Annotated in this window: 14 protein-coding genes; 5 read left to right on the forward strand and 9 right to left on the reverse strand. The window is 66.4% G+C overall.

Translation table 11 applies throughout. The features are described 5' to 3' along the window. Positions 1 to 36 precede the first annotated feature (36 nt). Entirely contained in the window at positions 37 to 822 is a 786-nt protein-coding gene (gene radC / locus BM353_RS03525) for a RadC family protein (RefSeq protein ID WP_092076705.1), read from the forward strand. On the opposite strand, the gene BM353_RS03530 is transcribed toward radC, so the two are convergent. Then, positions 813 to 2231, reverse strand: coding sequence for an OmpA family protein (locus tag BM353_RS03530; RefSeq protein WP_092076707.1), 1419 nt, complete (start codon positions 2229 to 2231; stop codon positions 813 to 815). The genes radC and BM353_RS03530 overlap by 10 nt on opposite strands. A 23-nt stretch (positions 2232 to 2254) precedes the next feature. Continuing rightward, positions 2255 to 4981, reverse strand: coding sequence for a preprotein translocase subunit SecA (gene secA / locus BM353_RS03535; RefSeq protein ID WP_092076709.1), 2727 nt, complete (start codon positions 4979 to 4981; stop codon positions 2255 to 2257). Positions 4982 to 5165: 184 nt separating this feature from the next. Between secA and BM353_RS03540 the strand changes: the two genes are divergently transcribed. Genes BM353_RS03540 through BM353_RS03550 form a run of 3 tightly spaced genes read left to right on the forward strand, consistent with a single transcriptional unit; the run spans position 5166 to position 7658 of the window. Further along, the gene (locus tag BM353_RS03540) at positions 5166 to 6032 is read left to right on the forward strand and encodes a peptidylprolyl isomerase (protein WP_092076711.1); all 867 of its coding nucleotides are present in this window, start codon (positions 5166 to 5168) and stop codon (positions 6030 to 6032) included. Between the two features lie 10 nt (positions 6033 to 6042). Then, positions 6043 to 7263 (forward strand): bifunctional glutamate N-acetyltransferase/amino-acid acetyltransferase ArgJ, encoded by a 1221-nt coding sequence (argJ, locus tag BM353_RS03545; RefSeq protein ID WP_092076713.1) that lies wholly within the window; start codon positions 6043 to 6045, stop codon positions 7261 to 7263. Next, positions 7260 to 7658, forward strand: coding sequence for a (deoxy)nucleoside triphosphate pyrophosphohydrolase (locus BM353_RS03550; protein ID WP_092076715.1), 399 nt, complete (start codon positions 7260 to 7262; stop codon positions 7656 to 7658). The genes argJ and BM353_RS03550 overlap by 4 nt, the downstream gene beginning before the upstream one ends. A gap of 514 nt (positions 7659 to 8172) precedes the next feature. Here BM353_RS03550 and infB read toward each other — a convergent pair. From infB to rimP, 4 genes are read right to left on the reverse strand one after another with little or no spacing between them, the layout of a single operon-like run. Beyond that, positions 8173 to 10683, reverse strand: a complete 2511-nt coding sequence (infB, locus tag BM353_RS03560; protein ID WP_092076719.1) for a translation initiation factor IF-2 — start codon at positions 10681 to 10683, stop codon at positions 8173 to 8175. Next, the gene (locus BM353_RS03565; protein WP_092076721.1) at positions 10680 to 11315 is read right to left on the reverse strand and encodes an RNA-binding protein; all 636 of its coding nucleotides are present in this window, start codon (positions 11313 to 11315) and stop codon (positions 10680 to 10682) included. The genes infB and BM353_RS03565 overlap by 4 nt, the downstream gene beginning before the upstream one ends. Before the next feature lie 14 nt (positions 11316 to 11329). Further along, complete coding sequence (nusA, locus tag BM353_RS03570) at positions 11330 to 12958, reverse strand: transcription termination factor NusA (RefSeq protein ID WP_092076723.1); 1629 nt, start codon at positions 12956 to 12958, stop codon at positions 11330 to 11332. Between the two features lie 4 nt (positions 12959 to 12962). Beyond that, positions 12963 to 13538 (reverse strand): ribosome maturation factor RimP, encoded by a 576-nt coding sequence (gene rimP, locus BM353_RS03575; protein ID WP_092077513.1) that lies wholly within the window; start codon positions 13536 to 13538, stop codon positions 12963 to 12965. A gap of 326 nt (positions 13539 to 13864) precedes the next feature. On the opposite strand from rimP, the gene katG reads away from it, so the two are divergent. After that, positions 13865 to 16039: a catalase/peroxidase HPI gene (gene katG, locus BM353_RS03580; RefSeq protein WP_177220445.1), complete on the forward strand. Its 2175-nt coding sequence runs from the start codon at positions 13865 to 13867 to the stop codon at positions 16037 to 16039. 63 nt (positions 16040 to 16102) lie between these two features. Here the strand turns inward: katG and BM353_RS03585 are convergent, their stop codons facing one another. From BM353_RS03585 to BM353_RS03595, 3 genes are all read right to left on the reverse strand, one after another. Further along, a complete protein-coding gene (locus tag BM353_RS03585; protein WP_092076727.1) occupies positions 16103 to 17104 on the reverse strand; it encodes an NAD-dependent epimerase/dehydratase family protein in 1002 nt (333 codons plus the stop codon). 150 nt (positions 17105 to 17254) lie between these two features. Next, the gene (locus BM353_RS03590) at positions 17255 to 18265 is read right to left on the reverse strand and encodes a 5-oxoprolinase subunit C family protein (RefSeq protein ID WP_092076729.1); all 1011 of its coding nucleotides are present in this window, start codon (positions 18263 to 18265) and stop codon (positions 17255 to 17257) included. After that, positions 18262 to 19011, reverse strand: coding sequence for a 5-oxoprolinase subunit B family protein (locus BM353_RS03595; RefSeq protein WP_092077516.1), 750 nt, complete (start codon positions 19009 to 19011; stop codon positions 18262 to 18264). The genes BM353_RS03590 and BM353_RS03595 overlap by 4 nt, the downstream gene beginning before the upstream one ends. Positions 19012 to 19018 lie beyond the last annotated feature (7 nt).

Genomic DNA, 19018 nt, shown 5'->3' on the forward strand with positions numbered 1-19018 from the left:
ACCGCCCGTTCATCCGGGTGCGGCACAGTTGCCGCCATGAAAAAGTTCTTCAACTTCGCCGAAGCTCCGATGTCGCTCTTTGCCAATGATGAAGCGCGCAGCACAAAAAGCTATGGCAAGCGCCGCTCCCGGGGCAATTCCAGCAAGCTGCCCTCCTATATCAAGGATCACCGCGCCCGGCTGCGCGAGCGATTCCTCAACGGCGGCGCGGGGGCTTTGCCCGATTACGAGATGCTGGAGCTGGTCCTCTTTCGCGCGATCCCGCGCTGCGACGTGAAACCGCTCGCGCGCGAATTGCTGGAGCTTTTCGGCGATTTCAACGGCGTGCTCTCGGCCCCTATTCCGCGCCTGCTCAAGGTCAACGGCGTGGGCCCGGCGGTGGTTTGCGAGCTCAAGATCGTCGAGGCCGCGGCGCACCGGCTGTCGCGCTCGCGGGTGATGGAGCGGCCGGTGGTCTCCACTTGGAAAGCCCTGATCGACTACTGCCACGCGACCATGTCACACCGCGAGACCGAGCAATTCCGCATTCTCTTTCTCGATCGCAAGAACGTCCTCATTGCCGATGAGGAACAGGCCGAGGGCACGGTCGATCATGTGCCGGTCTACCCCCGCGAGGTGGTCAAACGCGCGCTGGAGATCAACGCCTCGGCCATTATCCTCGTGCACAATCACCCGTCGGGCGATCCGACCCCCTCGGACGCGGATATCGCCATGACGAACCAGATTCTCGACGCGGCGGATGTCATGGGCATCACGCTGCATGACCATATCATCGTCGGTAAATCCAAGGAGCTGAGCTTTCGGACCGAAGGCTATCTCTGAGCCGACGGCGCGAGCCAGATTTCCACGCGGGCATTGATCCGCGCCGCACCGGGCGCGTCGTCGCAGACAAGCGGGAGCGCCCCGCCGAAGCCCCTTGCCGTCATCGCATCCGCCCCCTCGGGCCAGTGCGCGAGCAACCGCTCCCGCAGCGCCTCGGCGCGCGCGAGGCTCTGCGCTTCGGTGCCACCGAACCCGATGATGAGGATGTCGCCCGCGTCCCGCTGCAACGCCGCGATGACCCGGCGCAATTGCTGCTCGGAACGCCCGGCGTCGCCGCGCAGGTCAACTGCCAGACGCGAGCGATCCCCGAGCTCGGCAACGAGCGACCGCAGGCGCGCCAAACTCGCTCCGTCCTGCAGCACCGCGTTGCGAAGACGCTCCTTCGAGAGCCCCTCCGAGGCCACCGCAGGCAGCGCGTCGATGAACCCTGCGCGGCGAATGACGCGCTGCGCGGCGTCGCTATCAAGATAGGCGAGGAAGGCACGGGAGAGCGCGGGCAGGCGCGGCGCGGGGATGTAGAGGCGCAGGGGCACGGTCAGCGCGTAGTCGCCGCTCCGCAGGGTTGCATCCCGGGCGGTCTGCCGCAGCCCGCAGGCGCCTTGCAGGGGGCGCGTACGGGCGCCGCGGCTGGCAGCGTAGGGCAGGAGGGACGGCGAGACGGGGCGCGCGGACGCCCCGCCGGTCAGATGGTGCCACCGGTCCGCCTGATTGCCGCCGCGCGCAAGGGGCGCCCCGCCCTCCTCCGGCTCCAGAACGTCCAGCATCAAGTCGGACAGTTCCACGGGTAAAGGCGGCGCGCCGTCTTCCGCGACGGGGACCAGGGCGTCCCGCGCGAGGCGGCGTTGCCGGTGCGGCCCGTCGAGCGCGCCGAGCCCGGCCCCCTGCAACAGCATCAGCTCATCCTCGGTCAGCGCCCGCGCGGCGGCGAGCAGATCGGCCTCGCCGGCGAGCAGGTCGGCCACCCCTTCGGAGGCATCGGTGGTGTGTAGCCGGACGGTGAAACGCAGCGCGCCGTCTGCCCCATCCTCCCCGCGCGACCGGAGGGTGAGCCCGGAATGGCGCGCGCCGGCCTCGAACCGCTCGACCTCCAGCCCCCTGCCCCGCGCGAAAGCCTCGACCAGAGCGGGCCAGAGCACGGGAGCCAGAGCGGGATCGGTGGCGATGCGCAGGGTTGGCGCGAAGGCGGCGCGGTCCGGGCACGGCGCGCCGTCGCAAACGAGACCCTGGCCGTCGAGCGTCAGGATGCCGTAGGCGCTGTCGATACGGAAATAACGGCCGTCAAAGCCCAGCAACTGGCCGGAGAAGGCGAAATCCGCGTCCGGCGCGCGCAGGGTGATCTCCTCGGCCCGGGCGCTGAGCGGAGCGAGGAGGATGGCCGCACAGAGCAGCCAGAGGCGCGCAGGAGACATCACCCCCGCGCGCCGCCTGCGCGTCAGACGAGCCGACCGTGGCAATGCTTGAATTTCTTGCCCGATCCGCAGGGGCAGGCCTCGTTGCGGCCCGGGTTGCCCCATGTCTCGGGGTTGGTCTCGTCGAACCCGTCTGCGGGCACGGTGGCCTCTGCCGGCGCCTCGCCCGCATCGGCGGTCTCGGTCGCGGGTTGCGGCGCCTTGGCCGCGGCCTCAAGCTGCGCCTGTTGCGCGCGGAGCTGCGCCATCATCGCCGCCTGCTCTTCCTGCGTCATCGGGCGAATCTGGGCGATCTGCTGCGTGACCTGCTCGCGCAGGCTGTCGAGCATCCCTTCAAAGAGCTGGAAGGCCTCGGTCTTGTACTCGTTGAGCGGATCGCGTTGCGCATAGCCGCGGAAACCGACGACGGAGCGCAGATGTTCAAGCGTCAGCAGATGTTCGCGCCATTTCTGGTCGATGGTCTGCAACAACACCTGTTTTTCGATGTTGCGCATGTTCTCGGGCCCGAAGGCCTCGGCCTTCTCGGCGAGCATCTTGTCGGAGGCCTCGGTGAGCCGCTCGACGATGACCTCGTCGTCGACCCCGTCCTCCTGCGCCCAGGCAATCACGGGCACGTCGATCCCGAGCTTTTCGATTGCGGCGGCATAAAGCCCCTCAGTGTCCCACTGATCGGCGTAGGTCTTGGGCGGCATGTATTGCTCGATGAGATCGTCGATCACCTGATCGCGCATGTCGGCGGTGATCTCGGAGAGATCCTCGGTCTCCATGATCTCGCGGCGCTGGCTGAAGATCACCTTGCGCTGATCGTTCATCACGTCGTCGAATTTCAGGAGCTGCTTGCGAATGTCGAAGTTGCGCCCCTCGACCTTGGCCTGCGCCCGTTCGAGCGACTTGTTGACCCATGGGTGGACGATGGCCTCGCCATCCTTGAGCCCGAGCCGCGAGAGCATCTTGTCGAGCCGTTCGGACCCGAAGATGCGCATCAGATCGTCTTCGAGCGACAGGAAGAAGGACGAGCGACCCGGATCGCCCTGACGGCCGGAGCGGCCGCGGAGCTGGTTGTCGATTCGGCGGCTCTCGTGGCGCTCGGTGGCCAGAACAAAGAGCCCGCCGGCTTCGAGCACCTTGGCCTTTTCATCGGCGTGTTCGGCCTCGATCTTCGTGCGAAGCTCGTCGGGATTGGCCTCGGGATCGGCGGCCAGCGCCTCCAGCACCTTCATCTCGACATTGCCGCCAAGCTGGATGTCGGTCCCGCGCCCGGCCATGTTGGTCGCGATGGTGACCGCGCCGAGCTTGCCCGCATCGGCGACGATCTGGGCCTCCTGCTCGTGCTGGCGCGCGTTGAGGACGTTGTGCGGGATGCCCTCGGCGGCGAGCATTTGCGACAGGAACTCGGATTTCTCGATGGAGGTGGTCCCGACGAGCACCGGCTGCGCCTTCTCGTGGGCCTCCTTGATCGTCGCCACGATCGCCTCGAACTTCTCCTTGGCGGTGCGGAAGACCTGATCGTCCTCGTCGATCCGCGCGATCTCGCGGTTGGTCGGGACCTCGACGACGCCAAGCCCGTAGATTTCCTGAAACTCTTCGGCCTCGGTGGCGGCCGTGCCGGTCATGCCGGAGAGCTTGTTGTAGAGCCGGAAATAGTTCTGGAAGGTGACGGAGGCGAGGGTCACGTTCTCGGGCTGGATGGTGCAGCCTTCCTTGGCCTCGATCGCCTGGTGCAGCCCGTCGGAGAGCCGCCGCCCGGCCATCATCCGGCCGGTGAATTCGTCGATCAGCACCACGTCGCCATCCCGGACGATGTAATCCTTGTCCTTCTGGAACAGCTTGTGCGCGCGCAGGCCCTGATTGATGTGGTGCACGATCGTCGTGCTTTCCGGATCGTAAAGGCTCTGTTCTTCGGGCAGGAGGCCGCGGGCCTTGAGCTGCTCTTCGAGGAACTCGTTGCCCTCGTCGGTGAAGGTGACGTTTCGCGTCTTCTCGTCGATGGTGAAATGCTCTTCGGACAGATCGGGGATCAGCCGGTCGACCGAGACGTAAAGCTCGCTGCGATCCTGCGCCGGGCCGGAAATGATGAGCGGCGTGCGGGCCTCGTCGATCAGGATGCTGTCCACCTCGTCGACGATGGCGAAGTTGTGCCCACGCTGCGACATGTCCGACAGCTTCGATTTCATGTTGTCGCGCAGGTAGTCGAAGCCCAGCTCGTTGTTGGTGGCATAGGTGATATCGGCGGCATAGGCGGCCTGTTTCTCGGCCTCCGGCTGCTGCGGATAGACGACACCGGTGCTGAGCCCGAGCGCGGCATAGACCTTGCTCATCCACTCCGCATCGCGCTTGGCGAGGTAGTCGTTGACCGTCACGATATGAACGCCCTTGCCGGTGAGCGCGTTGAGATAGGCGGGGAATGTGGCGACGAGGGTCTTGCCCTCCCCGGTCTTCATCTCGGAAATATTGCCCTGGTGCAGGAAGATCCCGCCCATCAGCTGGACGTCGAACGCCCGGAGGCCGAGGGCGCGGCGCGCCGCCTCGCGGCAGTTGGCGAAGGCCTCGGGCAACAGCGCATCGAGGCTCTCGCCGCCTTCCGCGCGGGTGCGTAGATCGGCCGTGCGTGCGATCAGCTCATCGTCGCTCAGGGCCTCGAACTCGGGCTCCAGCGCGTTGATCTGAGCGACGAGCGGCCGGGTGGCCTTTACCAACCGATCGTTCGGGGTGCCGAAGATCTTTCTGGCAACTGTTCCAAAACCCAGCATTACGTCTCCGCCTGTTTGCCCCGAACCTTACAAAGTCGTGTTCGGTCCTTGCTTGCCTGTCCGCGGGGCGCTCCCTAGAAACAGATGCCGTAGGGCCTCCCGTGATCGACTTGTGCGATGTAAGGGGCCAGCATATTAGTGTCAACGCCGTGGCCCCGCGGCACGGCCTCAAAAGGATGCATCAATGCCCCAGTTCCGTTCCATTCTGCTCGGCACTCTCGCCGCCAGCGCGCTCTGTGTCACCATGGTCACGCCTCTGGCGGCCCAGGACGACGGCGTCTCGGCGCAGACCGTGGTCGCCGATGTCAACGGCACTGAAATCACCATGGGACACCTGATCCTGACGCGCGCGAAACTGCCGCCGCAGTATCAGGAACTCCCCGATCCGGTGCTCTACACCGCCCTGCTCGACCAGCTCGTGCAGCAGGAGTTGCTCGCGCAGTCGCTTGAGGGCGAGGCGCCGGGCTTCGTGGCCCTCGCGCTGGAGAACGAAGAGCGCAACATGATCGCCGCCGATGTGATGGAGCAGGTCGTGGGCGATGCGCTCACCGTGGCCGCCATCGAGGCGCGCTACGAGCAGGACTACGCAAGCGCCGGCGCCACACCGGAGTACAACGCTTCTCACATTCTCGTGGAGACCGAGGAAGAAGCCCTCGCCCTGGCGGCAGAGATCGAGGCCGGGGCCGATTTCGGCGCGCTGGCCAAGGAACACTCCACCGGGCCCTCCGGCCCCAATGGCGGCAATCTCGGCTGGTTCGGCGAGGGGATGATGGTCAAACCCTTCGAAGATGCGGTCAAGACGCTGGAGCCCGGCGCCGTGTCTGGCCCGATCCAGACCCAGTTCGGCTGGCACCTTGTCCAGCTCAACGACAGCCGCGACTCCCAGATCCCGCCGCTGGACGACGTCCGCAACCAGATCACCGACCAGATCCGCAACGAGGCCGTGGCCGCCCGGATCGCAGAGCTGCGCGAATCCGCCGTGATCACCCGCGTCGAGCCCGACAAGATCGACGCCAGCGCGCTCTCCGACTACAGCCTCGTGGACGAGTGAGCACCGCCAGATGACCAAGGTTTCGCCGCTCGCCCCGGAGTCCTTCCCCGATCTGCCCGAAATCGGCGGCGTGCGCTTCGCCGCCGTCGCCGCGGGGGTGCGCTACGCGGGCCGCGTTGACGTGATGCTTGCCGAGCTCGCCGAGGGCACGCAGATGGCCGGCGTCTTCACCCGCTCCACCACGCGGGCGGCGCCGGTGCTCGATTGCCAAGCCAAGATCGCGGGGCCCGCCGAGGGGCGCGCGGCGATCATCGTCAACTCGGGCAACGCCAACGCCTTCACCGGCCGCAACGGGATCGACGCCACCCGCGCGGTCACGTCCGCCGTCGCCGAAACGCTCGGGATCGCGGAAGCGCGGGTCTTTTCCTCCTCCACCGGTGTGATCGGCGAGCCGCTGCCCCACGGGCGCATCACCGCCAAGCTCGATGAGCTCAAGGCCGCGCTGGATGGCGCCGCGATTGACCGGGCCGCCCGCGCGATCATGACCACCGACACCTTCCCCAAAGGCGTATCGGCCGAGGTCCCCCTGCCCGGCGGGACGGTCCGCATCGCCGGGATCGCCAAGGGCTCCGGCATGATCGCGCCCGACATGGCGACGATGCTGGTCTATATCTTCACCGATGCGAAAATCGAGCGGCCTGTTCTGCAGTCCATGCTCGACGATCTCGTCGGCCCCACCTTCAACAGCATCACCGTGGACAGCGACACGTCCACTTCCGACGCCCTCCTGCTCGCCGCCACCGGCGCTTCCGGCGTGGCGGTAAAAGAACCCGAGGGGCTCTTCAAGGAGGCGCTGCGCGGCGTGATGCTCGACCTCGCGCATCAGGTTGTCCGCGACGGCGAGGGCGCGACCAAATTCGTCGAGGTGCGCGTCACCGGAGCCGACAGCGACGCCGGCGCCAGAACGCACGCCATGGCCATCGCCAACTCGCCTCTGATCAAGACCGCCGTCGCCGGCGAAGATCCCAACTGGGGCCGTGTCGTCATGGCGATCGGCAAATCCGGGGCCCCCGCGGATCGCGACAGGCTCGCGATCTGGTTCGGGGAAACACAGGTCGCCGCCGATGGCTGGGTCCATCCGGAGTACCGCGAGGCCGATGGCGCCACCCACATGAAGGGCCAGGAGATCAAGATCCGCGTCGATCTGGGGCTCGGCAATGGCGAGGCGACGGTCTGGACCTGCGATCTCACCCACGGCTACATTTCGATCAACGCGGATTACCGCTCGTGAAAACCGTGCTCGTCTCGGCGGTCGCGCTGATCGACGTGGACGGGCGGGTGCTGCTGGCGCAACGCCCCGAGGGCAAGCCCATGGCCGGGCTCTGGGAGTTTCCGGGCGGCAAGGTCGAGCCGGGCGAGACCCCCGAGGCGGCTCTGATTCGCGAACTCCACGAAGAACTCGGGATCGATACGTGGCAAAGCTGCCTCGCGCCGCTGAGCTTTGCCAGCCACAGCTATGAGACCTTTCATTTGCTGATGCCGCTCTTTGCCTGCCGCAGGTGGGAAGGCGCGCCCCGGCCGCGCGAAGGCCAGGTGTTGAAATGGGTCCGCCCGGCGGATCTGCGCAGCTATCCGATGCCGGCCGCGGACATTCCCCTGATTCCCGTCATACGGGAACTGCTGTAGTCGGCGATAATCCGCCGATCCGCCGCACGCCGTCCAAGATTTCAGCGCAACGCCGGAAATTTAAACTTAACGTGTCAGTAATTTGGCGGAATAGTTACATCAGTCGAGACAGGGAGGGCGCAGGCTCGTGGTAAAGACAATCACACTTGGAAGTTGTGTCTCGGTACAAGGTTTGCTGGTTCGCACGCTGAATAACGGCGAGATCGTTATCAAAGTTGGCAAACGCCTCTACACGGGCCTGCCGATTTCGGCATAACCCAGAGGCGCGAGACACGGCTCAAGATTTTAGGAAGGGTGATCCGATGGGTCACCCTTTTTTTGTTCCCCCACTCAGGACGAAATCGCGGGCTTCCGCCTCTCGCATTGAAAGCAGTGGCGCAGAACCGCGACCCGTTCAGATTTGGAGATTATCACGTTCTAGGAGTGCAGACCGAGCCCATGGCCCACCCCTACAGCAAAAAGGGCGGCCCGGAGGCCACCCTTTTTAATCGATAGCGCCGTACGTGCGCGCGGATCAGTCCAGATTGCGCTCGACTTCCTGCCGCTCGAAGATCTCGATGACATCGTCGGGGCGAATGTCGTCGTAGTTCTCGAAGGCCATCCCGCATTCCTGACCCGATTGCACTTCGGCAACCTCGTCCTTGAAGCGCTTGAGCGTCTTGAGCGTACCCTCGTGGATCACCACGTCGTCGCGCAGGAGGCGCACACCGGCAGAGCGGCGCGCGACGCCTTCGGTCACGAGACAGCCGGCAACCTTGCCAACGCCGGTGACCTTGAAGACTTCCTTGATCTTGGCGTAGCCGATGAAGGTCTCGCGGATTTCGGCGGAGAGCAGGCCAGAGGCCGCCGCCTTCACATCGTCCACGAGGTCATAGATCACGCTGTAGTAGCGGATCTCGACGCCCTTCTGGTTGGCCACGTTCCGCGCGGTCGCGTTGGCCCGGACGTTGAAGCCGATGACCGGCGCGCCAGAGGCTTCGGCAAGGCCGATATCCGTCTCGGTGATGGCGCCGACGCCCGAGTGCAGCACGCGCACGCGCACCTCCTCGTTGCCGATCTTCTCCATCGCCTGGATGATCGCCTCGGCAGAGCCCTGCACGTCGGCCTTGACCAGAATGGGCAGCTCCTTGACGTTCTCGTCTTCCTTGGCCTTGGCCAGAAGCTGATCGAGCGTCGTCGCGGCGCCGGCCGCTGCGCGTTTGTCCTTGGCGGCCTGCTCGCGGTATTCCGCGATCTCGCGCGCCTGCGCCTCGGTCTCGACCACATTGAGCACGTCGCCCGCCTCGGGTGTCCCGTTGAGGCCAAGCACCTCGACCGGCACCGACGGACCCGCTTCCTTGACCCGGTCGCCCCGGTCGTTGATCAGCGCGCGGACCTTGCCCCACTGCTCGCCGACGACGAAGATATCGCCTTGGCGCAGCGTGCCTTTCTGCACAAGAACGGTCGCGACGGGGCCGCGGCCCACGTCGAGCTGGGCCTCGATCACGGCGCCTTCGGCGTTGCGATCGGGGTTGGCCTTGAGCTCGAGGATCTCGGCCTGCAGTGCGATGGCTTCGAGCAGCTCGTCAATGCCCTGACCGGTCATGGCCGAGACTTCAACGTCCTGCACCTCGCCCGACATCGCCTCGACGACGACCTCGTGCTGTAGCAGATCGGTCCGGACCTTGTCCGGGGTTGCGCCCGGTTTGTCCATCTTGTTGATCGCCACGATCATCGGCACGTTCGCCGCCTTGGCGTGATTGATCGCCTCGATGGTCTGCGGCATGACCGCGTCATCGGCGGCGACAACAAGCACGACGATGTCCGTCACCTGTGCGCCGCGCGAGCGCATCGAGGTGAAGGCCGCGTGGCCCGGCGTGTCGAGGAAGGAGAGCACCGCGCCGCTGTCGGTCTTGACCTGATAGGCCCCGATATGCTGGGTGATGCCCCCGGCCTCGCCCGCGACAACCTTGGCGTTGCGGATCTTGTCGAGCAGCGATGTCTTGCCGTGGTCGACGTGGCCCATGATGGTGATGACCGGCGGGCGAGATTTGAGCTCCTCGTCGCTGTCTTCCTTGGTGTGGATGACATCCTCGACGTCAGCATCGGAGACCCGGGTCACCTTGTGGCCGAATTCCTCGATGATGAGCTCGGCGGTATCGGCGTCGATGGACTGGTTCTGCGTCGCCATGATGCCGCTGTTCATGAGCGACTTGACCACATCGGCCACGCGCTCCGCCATCCGGTTGGCCAGCTCGCCCACGGTGATCGCCTCGGGCAGCTTGACCTCGCGCACGACCTTCTCGCGCTCCTGGCTCCCGCCCATGGCCTTTTGCCGGGCGCGTTCCTGCTTGCGCTTCATCGCTGCGAGCGATTTCTGCCGGCCGCCTTCGCCACCGGTGAGCGCCTGGTTGAGCGTCAGCTTGCCGGAGCGGCGGCCACTGTCGCCGCGGCCCTTGGCCGAGCGACCGCGCTCTTCGCGCTCGCGATCGGATTTACGGGGGCCGGGCGCCGGCGCGGGTTTGTTGCCGGTCGGGCGTGCCGCCGGTGCTTCCTTGGCGGGCGCAGCTTCCTTGGGCGCTTCGGTGGCGCGTTTGGCCGCCTCCGCCGCTTCCTTGGCAGCGCGCACCTCTTCCTCGGCGCGGTGGCGGGCCTTTTCCTCGGCCTCGCGCTGCTCGCGCTCTTTCTGTTCCTTCTCGGCGCGCAGGCGGTCGCGCTCTTCGGCGCGCGCCTTCTCGTCGGCCTCGCGCTTGGCCTGATCTTCGGCCTCGCGCGCCTTGGCCGCCTGCAATGCGCGCAGGCGCCGTTCCATCTCCGCGTCGGTGATCCCGGCAGGACGGTTGGACGGGTTGCTCGCGGGGCTTCGACCACCGGCGCCGGGCGCACCCGGCTTGGCCGCACCCGCTTTCGGCACCACAACGCGCTTGCGTTTGGTTTCCACCACGACGTTTTTCGTCCGCCCGTGGCTGAAGCTCTGCTTCACATTGCCCGAACGTGGCCCGCCACCGCGGACGCCGAGTGTCTTTTTGCCGTCGTTATCGCTCATATAGCCGTCTTTTCCTTCCCGGCGGGCGTTTTCCCGCCGTCCAATCCGCGCAAGCCCTTAAGCTTTGCCGCTTCCTCTACAACACGCGAAGCGAGTCCACCAGACGCAAGCGCGGCATGTATCACAGTTTCACGCCCGAAAGCCAATCCCAGCTCCCCCGAGGTGAGCCAGCCGATGAAGCGGCCGCCCTGCGGCGTGCTCAGTTTCGACTTGCCCCGCTCCGAGCCGTCACTCGCCTGGAGCAACACGCGGGCCTGCTCTTTACCGAGCCAATCCTTTACTTTCTCATACCCCGACACCGCGGCGCCGGACTTGCGCGCCATGCTGAGCAAGTCGACCACGCGGCGCGCGAGCTGCGCCTCCACCTCGTCGATCAGCCCCTCGGGCACGCTCAGCTGCTGCCGCGCGGCGCGGGCAAAGAGCTTCTTCTTGATCGCCGTCTCAAGCGCGGCGCGATCCGCCGAGACCCAGTATCCGCGCCCCGGCAACTTGCCGAGAATGTCCGGAACCAACAGCCCGTCGGGCGAGGTCACGAACCGGATCAGGCCGGTCGCAGGCTGCACCTCGCCCGTGGCGATGCATTTGCGCTCCGGCCCGTCGTCGCGGGTTTTTCTCTGGCCGCCTCGGCTCATCGATTCTCCTCGGTTCAGGCCTCGGCCTCGACGGCGGCGTCTTCGCCCTCAAGGTCCTCGCCCTCTTCGGCATCCGCCACGAGATCATCCGGATCGATCCAGCCCAGCAGGACCCGAGCGGTCATCACAAGGTTCTGTGCCTCTTCGAGCGAGACATCGAACTTTTCCAAAAGGCCATCGTCCTTGATGCGCTCGCCGTTTTCCGTCGTCCAGCCGCCGGCAAGTTCCCAGTCGGCGCAGGTCGCGAAATCTTCCAGCGTTTTCACGCCGTCTTCGGCCAATGCTTCCACCATTTGGGGAGTGAGCCCGTCGAATTCAACCAGGCTGTCTTCGACACCCAATTCGCGCGCATGTTCGAGCGCGGCCTTGGCCTGGGCTTCGAGCACGTCGCGGGCGCGGGCCTGCAGCTCGTTGGCGGTGTCCTCGTCGACCCCGTCGATGACGATCAGCTCGTCCACCTCGACATAGGCCACCTCTTCGAGCGTGGTGAACCCTTCGGAGACGAGAAGCTGGGCGAAGAACTCGTCGAGATCCAGCGCGGCCATGAAGAGGCGGGTGCGCTCTTCGAATTCCTTCTGGCGGCGGGCCGATTCCTCTTCCTCGGTCATGATGTCGATGTCGAGGCCGGTGAGCTGCGACGCAAGGCGCACGTTCTGGCCGCGGCGGCCGATCGCGAGGCTGAGCTGTTCGTCGGGGACGACCACCTCGATGCGCTCGGCCTCTTCATCAAGCACCACCTTGGAGACCTCGGCGGGCTGCAACGCGTTGACGAGGAAGGTCGGCATGTCCTCGTTCCACGGGATGATGTCGATCTTTTCGCCCTGAAGCTCGTTGACCACCGCCTGAACGCGCGAGCCGCGCATCCCGACGCAGGCCCCGACCGGATCGATGGAATTGTCATAGGAAATCACGGCGATCTTGGCCCGGGAGCCGGGATCGCGGGCCACGGCCTTGAGTTCGATGATGCCGTCGTAGATCTCGGGCACTTCCATCTTGAACAGCTCGGCCATGAATTCCGGCGCGGTGCGCGACAGGAAGATCTGGGGCCCGCGGGCCTCGCGGCGCACGTCCTTGATGTAGCAGCGGATACGGTCGTTCGGGCGATAGCTTTCGCGGCCGATCTTCTCGTTGCGGCGCAGCACGCCCTCGCCACGGCCGATATCGACGATGACGTTGCCGTATTCCTCGCGCTTGACGACGCCGTTGATGATCGTGCCGGCGCGGTCCTTGAATTCTTCGTACTGACGGTCGCGCTCGGCTTCGCGGACCTTCTGCAATATGACCTGCTTGGCCGATTGCGCGGCGATCCGGCCCATGTCCACGGGCGGGATTTCCTCGACATACTCATCGCCCACGGCCGGGTTTTCGAGGTACTGCCTGGCCTGCTCTACGGTCAGTTCCGCCTGATAGTTCTCAAGCTCTTCATCCTCGACCACGGTGCGCACGCGGGTGAATGTCGCGCGGCCGGTCTTGCGGTCGATGGTCACGCGGATGTCCATCTCCGAGCCGTAGCGGCTCTTGGCGGCGCGGGCGAGGCTCTCTTCCATCGCCTCCACCACGAGGCCCGGGTCGATCATCTTTTCGCGCGCCACGGCCTCCGCGGTCTGCAAAAGCTCAAGCTGGTTGGCGGATGTGATTGCCATGTACTCAGTCCTCCTGGCCATCAAGGATGGTGTCGATCTCATCAAACTGGCTTTCATCCACGGCGCCTGCGTCCTTGCGGCTGCGCAGCACATCGCGGATGAGCTCATCTGTCAGGACCAGCTTGGCATCCGCCAGCCAGTCGAATTGCAGCCCGATCGTGCCCTCTTCGATCTCGATCAGGACCTCGCCGCCCTCGGTGCCGGCGAGCGCGCCCTTGAAGCGGCGGCGGCCGTCGATCAGCTCCTGGGTCTCGATCTTGGCCTCGTAGCCCTGCCAGCTGTCGAAATCCTTCAGCCGGGTCAGCGGCCGGTCGATTCCGGGCGAGGAGACTTCGAGCGTATAGGCGTCGATGATCGGATCCTCCACGTCGAGCACGGCGCTCACCGCGGTGGAAATCTCGGCGCAGTCATCGACCTCGATCCCGCCCTCGGGTTTTTCGGCCATGATCTGCAAGATCGGCGCCTTGCCGCCCATGAGGCGCACACGCACAAGCTCGAACCCCATGTCCTCGACAACGGGGGCGATGATTTCCGCGACTCGGCGGTCAATGGCGGCTCTGGCGATCAGGTCATTGCTCATCGGATCATCCAAACACAAAAAAACGGGCCCGCGGCCCGTCGATATTTCCCGGTGGAACGTTCTGCCCGGAGGCCAACGCGCCGCTGTTGAGCCGCATATAGGCCCATGGCCGCCGATCCGCAACCCAAAATCAAACCCATGGGGCGCGCACAGCCAGCGGCGCGATCCCCGGCAAGCCCCGGGGGCAGCTGTATTATAGCCTTTTCCTATAACAAAATATAGAAAACAGAATTTTACCTTATGGCTACTCCCTGATAGCCGCAGATCTGACGGCGCGGACACCTCGCTTTCAGCCACGATAAACGCAGCTTTCCTGGGAGATGGACATGGACGGAAACGATATCATTGTGGGCACCTGCCCGGTCGTGCACGGCGGCAACACCAAGAGCGGCACCTCGGTGACGAGCTGGTGGCCCAACGCGCTCAATCTGGAAATCCTGCATCAGCATGACACCAAGACCGACCCCATGGGCCCGGACTTCGACTATCGCGAGGCGGTCAAGTCGCTCGACTTCGAAGCGCTGAAGAAAGACCTGCACGCGCTGATGACCGACAGCCAGGACTGGTGGCCGGCCGACTGGGGGCATTACGGCGGGCTGATGATCCGCATGTCCTGGCACGCCGCGGGCTCCTACCGCGTGGCCGATGGCCGCGGTGGTGGCGGCACCGGCAACCAGCGCTTCGCGCCGCTCAACTCCTGGCCCGACAATGTCAGCCTCGACAAGGCGCGCCGTCTGCTCTGGCCGATCAAGAAGAAATACGGCAACGCGGTCAGCTGGGCCGACCTGATGGTCCTCGCCGGCACCATCGCCTACGAGAACATGGGCCTGAAGACCTTTGGCTTCGGCTTTGGCCGGGCCGATATCTGGGCGCCCGAGACCGATGTCTACTGGGGCTCCGAGAAGGAATGGCTCGCGCCGTCCGACGAGCGCTACGACGATGTCGAAGATCCCTCGACCATGGAAAACCCGCTCGCCGCGGTGCAGATGGGCCTGATCTACGTCAACCCCGAGGGCGTCAACGGCAAGTCCGACCCGATGAAGACCGCAGCCCAGATTCGCGAGACCTTTGCCCGGATGGCGATGAACGACGAGGAGACCGTCGCGCTGACCGCCGGCGGCCACACCGTCGGCAAGACCCACGGCAACGGCGACGCGAGCGCGCTCGGGGTCGACCCGGAAGGCGCCCCGATCGAGGAGCAGGGCTTCGGCTGGCGCAACCCCAACATGAACGGCAAGGCGGCCAACGTGGTCACCTCCGGGCTTGAGGGCGCCTGGACCACCGAGCCGACCCGGTTCGACATGGGCTTCTTCGAGATGCTCTTCGGCCACGAGTGGGAGCTGCGGCAATCGCCCGCGGGCGCCCATCAGTGGGAGCCGGTGACCATCAAGGAAGAGGACAAGCCCGTCGACGCGAGCGATCCGAGCAAGCGCCGCAACCCGATGATGACGGATGCGGACATGGCGATGAAGGTCGACCCGGCTTACAACGCGATCTGCCAGAAGTTCATGGCCGATCCGGAGTATTTCGCCGACACCTTCGCCCGCGCCTGGTTCAAGCTGACCCACCGCGACATGGGCCCCAAGGTCAACTACATCGGCCCCGATGTGCCGGACGAGGATCTGATCTGGCAGGATCCGATTCCCGCCGGCCCGACGGGCTATGACGTGACGGCGGTGAAGGCGAGGATCGCGCAGAGCGGGCTCTCCCTCTCCGAGATGGTCGCGACCGCCTGGGACAGCGCCCGGACCTATCGCGGCTCGGACATGCGCGGCGGCGCCAACGGCGCGCGCATCCGCCTCGCGCCGCAAAAGGACTGGATCGGCAACGAGCCCGACCGCCTCGCCAGGGTGCTCTCCGTGCTGGAGCCGATCGCGGCCGAAACCGGGGCGAGCATCGCCGATGTGATCGTGCTTGCGGGCAACTGCGGCGTCGAGCAGGCGGCCAAGGCCGCGGGCTTCGATGTCTCCGTGCCGTTCTCGCCCGGTCGCGGCGATGCCACTCAGGAGATGACCGACGCGGACTCCTTCGAGCCGCTGGAGCCGCTCGCCGATGGCTACCGCAACTGGCAGAAGGAAGACTACGTCGTCAGCCCCGAGGAAATGATGCTCGACCGGACCCAACTCATGGGTCTCACCGCGCATGAGATGACCGTCCTCGTCGGCGGGATGCGCGCCATGGGCACCAACCACGGTGGCAGCAAGCACGGCGTCTTTACCGACCGCGAAGGGGCCCTGACGACTGACTTCTTCGTCAACCTCACCGACATGGCCTATGAGTGGAAACCGGTGGACAACCGCCTCTACGAGATCCGCGACCGCAAGACCGGCGAGACCAGGTGGACGGCGACGCGGATGGATCTGGTGTTCGGCTCGAACTCGATCCTGCGCGCCTATGCCGAGGTCTACGCCCAGGACGACAACGCGGAGAAATTCGTGACCGATTTCGTCGCGGCCTGGGCCAAGGTGATGGACGCCGACCGGTTCGACCTGCGCGCCTGATCGCGCCTCGGGTTTGAAACAGACGCCTCCGGCTTTCGGGCCGGGGGCGTTTTCTTTGCTGCCTCAGAGCTGGTGGTATTCGCGGAACCAACCCGCGAACTCGGCCACGCCCGCCTCGACCGATGTGCCCATCTCCACTCCGGTCAGATCGCGCAGGAGCGACGTCTCGGCCCATGTCGCGGGCACGTCCCCGGGCTGGATATCCATCAGGATCTTCTCCGCCTCGCGCCCGAGGGCCCGCTCCAGCGCGCCGATGAAATCCAGAAGGCGCACAGGCTCGGCATTGCCGATGTTCACGATCCGATGCGGCGCGACGGGCGAGAGGCTGTCATGGGCCCCCACCGGCTTTCCCCGCTCCGGCGCGGCATCGATCAGCGCCTCGACCGCGCGCACGAGGTCGGTCACAAAGGTGAAATCGCGGCGCATGTCGCCATGGTTGAAGACCTTGATCGGCCGCCCCTTGAGGATCGCATCGGCAAAGAGCGAGGGCGCCATGTCCGGCCGGCCCCAGGGGCCGTAGACGGTGAAGAACCGGAAAAATGTCATTGGGATATCAAAGAGATGGGCATAGGAGTGGCCCATCGCCTCGGTCGCCTTCTTGGTCGCCGCATAGAAGGACATGGGCGTGTCGGTCTTGTCTGTCTCGCGATAGGGCATCTCGGTGTTCGCACCATAGACCGAGCTGGTGGAGGCGATGAGCAGATGCTTGACCGGATGGGCCCGCACGGCTTCCAGAAGCTCGAACCCGCCCTGCATGTTCGAGGTGAGGTAGGAACGCGGCTCTTCGATCGAATGGCGCACCCCGGCCTGCCCCGCGAAATGCACGATCACCTCCGGCCGCTCCTCGGCCAGCAGATCGCGCAAAAGGCCCGGCGTCTCGACCCGGCCGGGCAGTTGGCGAAACCCGGACCGCCCGTCGAGCATGGCAAGCCGCGCCTGCTTGAGCGCAACGCTGTAGTAGTCGGTCAGCGCATCGAGCCCCACGACCTCGTGCCCCTGATCCAGGAGGCGCGAGACAAGGTGATAGCCGATGAAGCCCGACGACCCTGTAACCAGTAGTTTCATGCCCTTCGCCCCCTGCAACACACTTGGGCGCATGCGCCCGTGCGCTCTCCATCGCAATTCGTCCGCCCGAGGAAAAGGGTGATTCGTCGAGTCACCTGCCCGATCCACGCGGCGGTTGCCCGCCATCGCCGGCCGCGCGGCGCCCCGGTTTCATGCGTCATCCCCCGCCGTAACCCCGCTGATCAGTTGATAGGACAGCAGGTCAGGCATCGTCGCCGGGTCGCGCCGCAGCGGGGTGATCCGGCGCGCGAGGGCTGCGATTTCCTCGGCCTCCGGCACCCAGGCCGGCGCGTCCTCCTCGGCGGTGAAGCGGAACGAGAGCGCGGCATCGGACCCCGACTGGACGAGCGTCGGCAGGTCGGCGGGATGCACCGTCCCGATGCGGGGGTAGCCGCCGATGGTCTGGCATTCAGCCAGCAGGACAAAGGGCGTGCCATCGCCTGTAATCTGGATATCGCCGGGGCCGATGATGTCGGAGACAAGGTCGCCCGCGTGGTGATTCGGCTGCCAGTCGGGGCAGAGAAGCTCCGCCGCCTGCCGGTTGGTCCGGGGGCCGATCCGGAAGCGCGCGCCGGCAAACGCCGCGCGCAGGGGCGCGGGAAAGAGCCCGGTTTGCGGCCCCGGCAGGACCCGAAGGACGCCCCCCGAAAAGCGATCCTCGGGCGACAGGAGCCGGCCCGCAAGCGCCTCATCACCCGGCGCCGTGGCGCAAGGCAGACTGTCTCCCGGCGCGAGCCACCGCCCGAGCCCCGCCGCGATATGAGCCGACCGGCTGCCCAGCAGAGGCGCGCTGTCGATGGATCCCGCCGGGGTCAGATACCCCACCGCACCGCGCCGTACCGCGCCGATCTCGAGCCCTTCGCCAGGGTGCAACCGATGGGTCGCGGACCACGCAAGCGCGCGCCCGTCGATCCGGGCGGCCATCGGCGCGCCGGTCAGGGCGAAGGTGATGGGGGCGTCGACCGAGAACGCGCCGCCGGTGCCGGGCAGCTCCAGCCCGGCAAGCGGGCTCCGCGCGCCCAGCAGCGCCGCCGCCTCGGCCAGCGCCCGCCGATCCAGAGCCCCGCCGCGCGCGAGCCCCGAGGCGAGCAGGCCGGGCCGCCCGCCATCCTGCACCGAAGCCGCGGGCCCGATCCGGTGGACCGTCAGTGCGGCGCTCATCGCAGCCGCTCCAGAACCGCGCCGCCCAGTCCGTCACCCGCCTCCCGGTCCAGCCGCTCCAGCTCGGCGCCGCTCACCGCCCGGAAGCGCAGGGCATCGCCGGGCTGGAGGGCAAAGGGTCGCTCCGCTTCCGGCTGGAAGACGCGCAGCGCGCAGCGCCCCACCTGACGCCAGCCGGTCGGCGAGGGATTGGCAAAGAGCACAAGCTGGCGCAGCGCGGCGACGAGGGCACCGGCGGGGACCTCGCGGGTGAGCGATGTGCGGCGCGGCACGTTCCACTGCGGCGGGAGCAGCCCCAGATAGGGCTGGCCGGGCGCGAATCCGATGGCCAGCACGCGGGTCTCGGTTTCCGTCAGCGCGCGAATCGCCTCCGCTTCGGAGAGGCCCGCGAGCCGCGCCATCTCCCCAAGCTCCGGCGCGTCGGCCCCTTCGAAGCAAGCCGGAATGATCCAGCGCCGGCGCGGTGGCGGGGCCGCCGTGGCCGCATCCGCCCCGTCCAGCATCGCGCGCAGCGCCTCGGCAAGCGCCGCGCGGCTGGTCACAGCCGGATCGAAGCGGAGGTAGAGCGAGGCAAGCGCGGGGACAATTTCCAGAACTCCGTCCAGATCGGCGGCCTCGGCGCGCGCGCGAAACGCCTGCACCGCCGCGTTGGCCTCTTCGGTCAGGGCCGTGGCGAAGCGCAGGACCAGACCGTCCAGCCCATGGGGCAAAAGCTCAGGCGCGGATCTCTGCGGAGAGCCCGTCATCGCCACC

The organism is Poseidonocella sedimentorum (assembly GCF_900116005.1).
GTDB classification, from domain to species: domain Bacteria; phylum Pseudomonadota; class Alphaproteobacteria; order Rhodobacterales; family Rhodobacteraceae; genus Poseidonocella; species Poseidonocella sedimentorum.

What these genes read in the sequence shown, in the direction of transcription:
- radC (WP_092076705.1), top strand. Translation starts at nt 37, where the DNA reads ATGAAAAAGTTCTTCAACTTCGCCGAAGCTCCGATGTCGCTCTTTGCC.
- BM353_RS03530 (WP_092076707.1), bottom strand. Translation starts at nt 2,231, where the DNA reads ATGTCTCCTGCGCGCCTCTGGCTGCTCTGTGCGGCCATCCTCCTCGCT.
- secA (WP_092076709.1), bottom strand. Translation starts at nt 4,981, where the DNA reads ATGCTGGGTTTTGGAACAGTTGCCAGAAAGATCTTCGGCACCCCGAAC.
- BM353_RS03540 (WP_092076711.1), top strand. Translation starts at nt 5,166, where the DNA reads ATGCCCCAGTTCCGTTCCATTCTGCTCGGCACTCTCGCCGCCAGCGCG.
- argJ (WP_092076713.1), top strand. Translation starts at nt 6,043, where the DNA reads ATGACCAAGGTTTCGCCGCTCGCCCCGGAGTCCTTCCCCGATCTGCCC.
- infB (WP_092076719.1), bottom strand. Translation starts at nt 10,683, where the DNA reads ATGAGCGATAACGACGGCAAAAAGACACTCGGCGTCCGCGGTGGCGGG.
- BM353_RS03565 (WP_092076721.1), bottom strand. Translation starts at nt 11,315, where the DNA reads ATGAGCCGAGGCGGCCAGAGAAAAACCCGCGACGACGGGCCGGAGCGC.
- nusA (WP_092076723.1), bottom strand. Translation starts at nt 12,958, where the DNA reads ATGGCAATCACATCCGCCAACCAGCTTGAGCTTTTGCAGACCGCGGAG.
- rimP (WP_092077513.1), bottom strand. Translation starts at nt 13,538, where the DNA reads ATGAGCAATGACCTGATCGCCAGAGCCGCCATTGACCGCCGAGTCGCG.
- katG (WP_177220445.1), top strand. Translation starts at nt 13,865, where the DNA reads ATGGACGGAAACGATATCATTGTGGGCACCTGCCCGGTCGTGCACGGC.
- BM353_RS03585 (WP_092076727.1), bottom strand. Translation starts at nt 17,104, where the DNA reads ATGAAACTACTGGTTACAGGGTCGTCGGGCTTCATCGGCTATCACCTT.
- BM353_RS03590 (WP_092076729.1), bottom strand. Translation starts at nt 18,265, where the DNA reads ATGAGCGCCGCACTGACGGTCCACCGGATCGGGCCCGCGGCTTCGGTG.
- BM353_RS03595 (WP_092077516.1), bottom strand. Translation starts at nt 19,011, where the DNA reads ATGACGGGCTCTCCGCAGAGATCCGCGCCTGAGCTTTTGCCCCATGGG.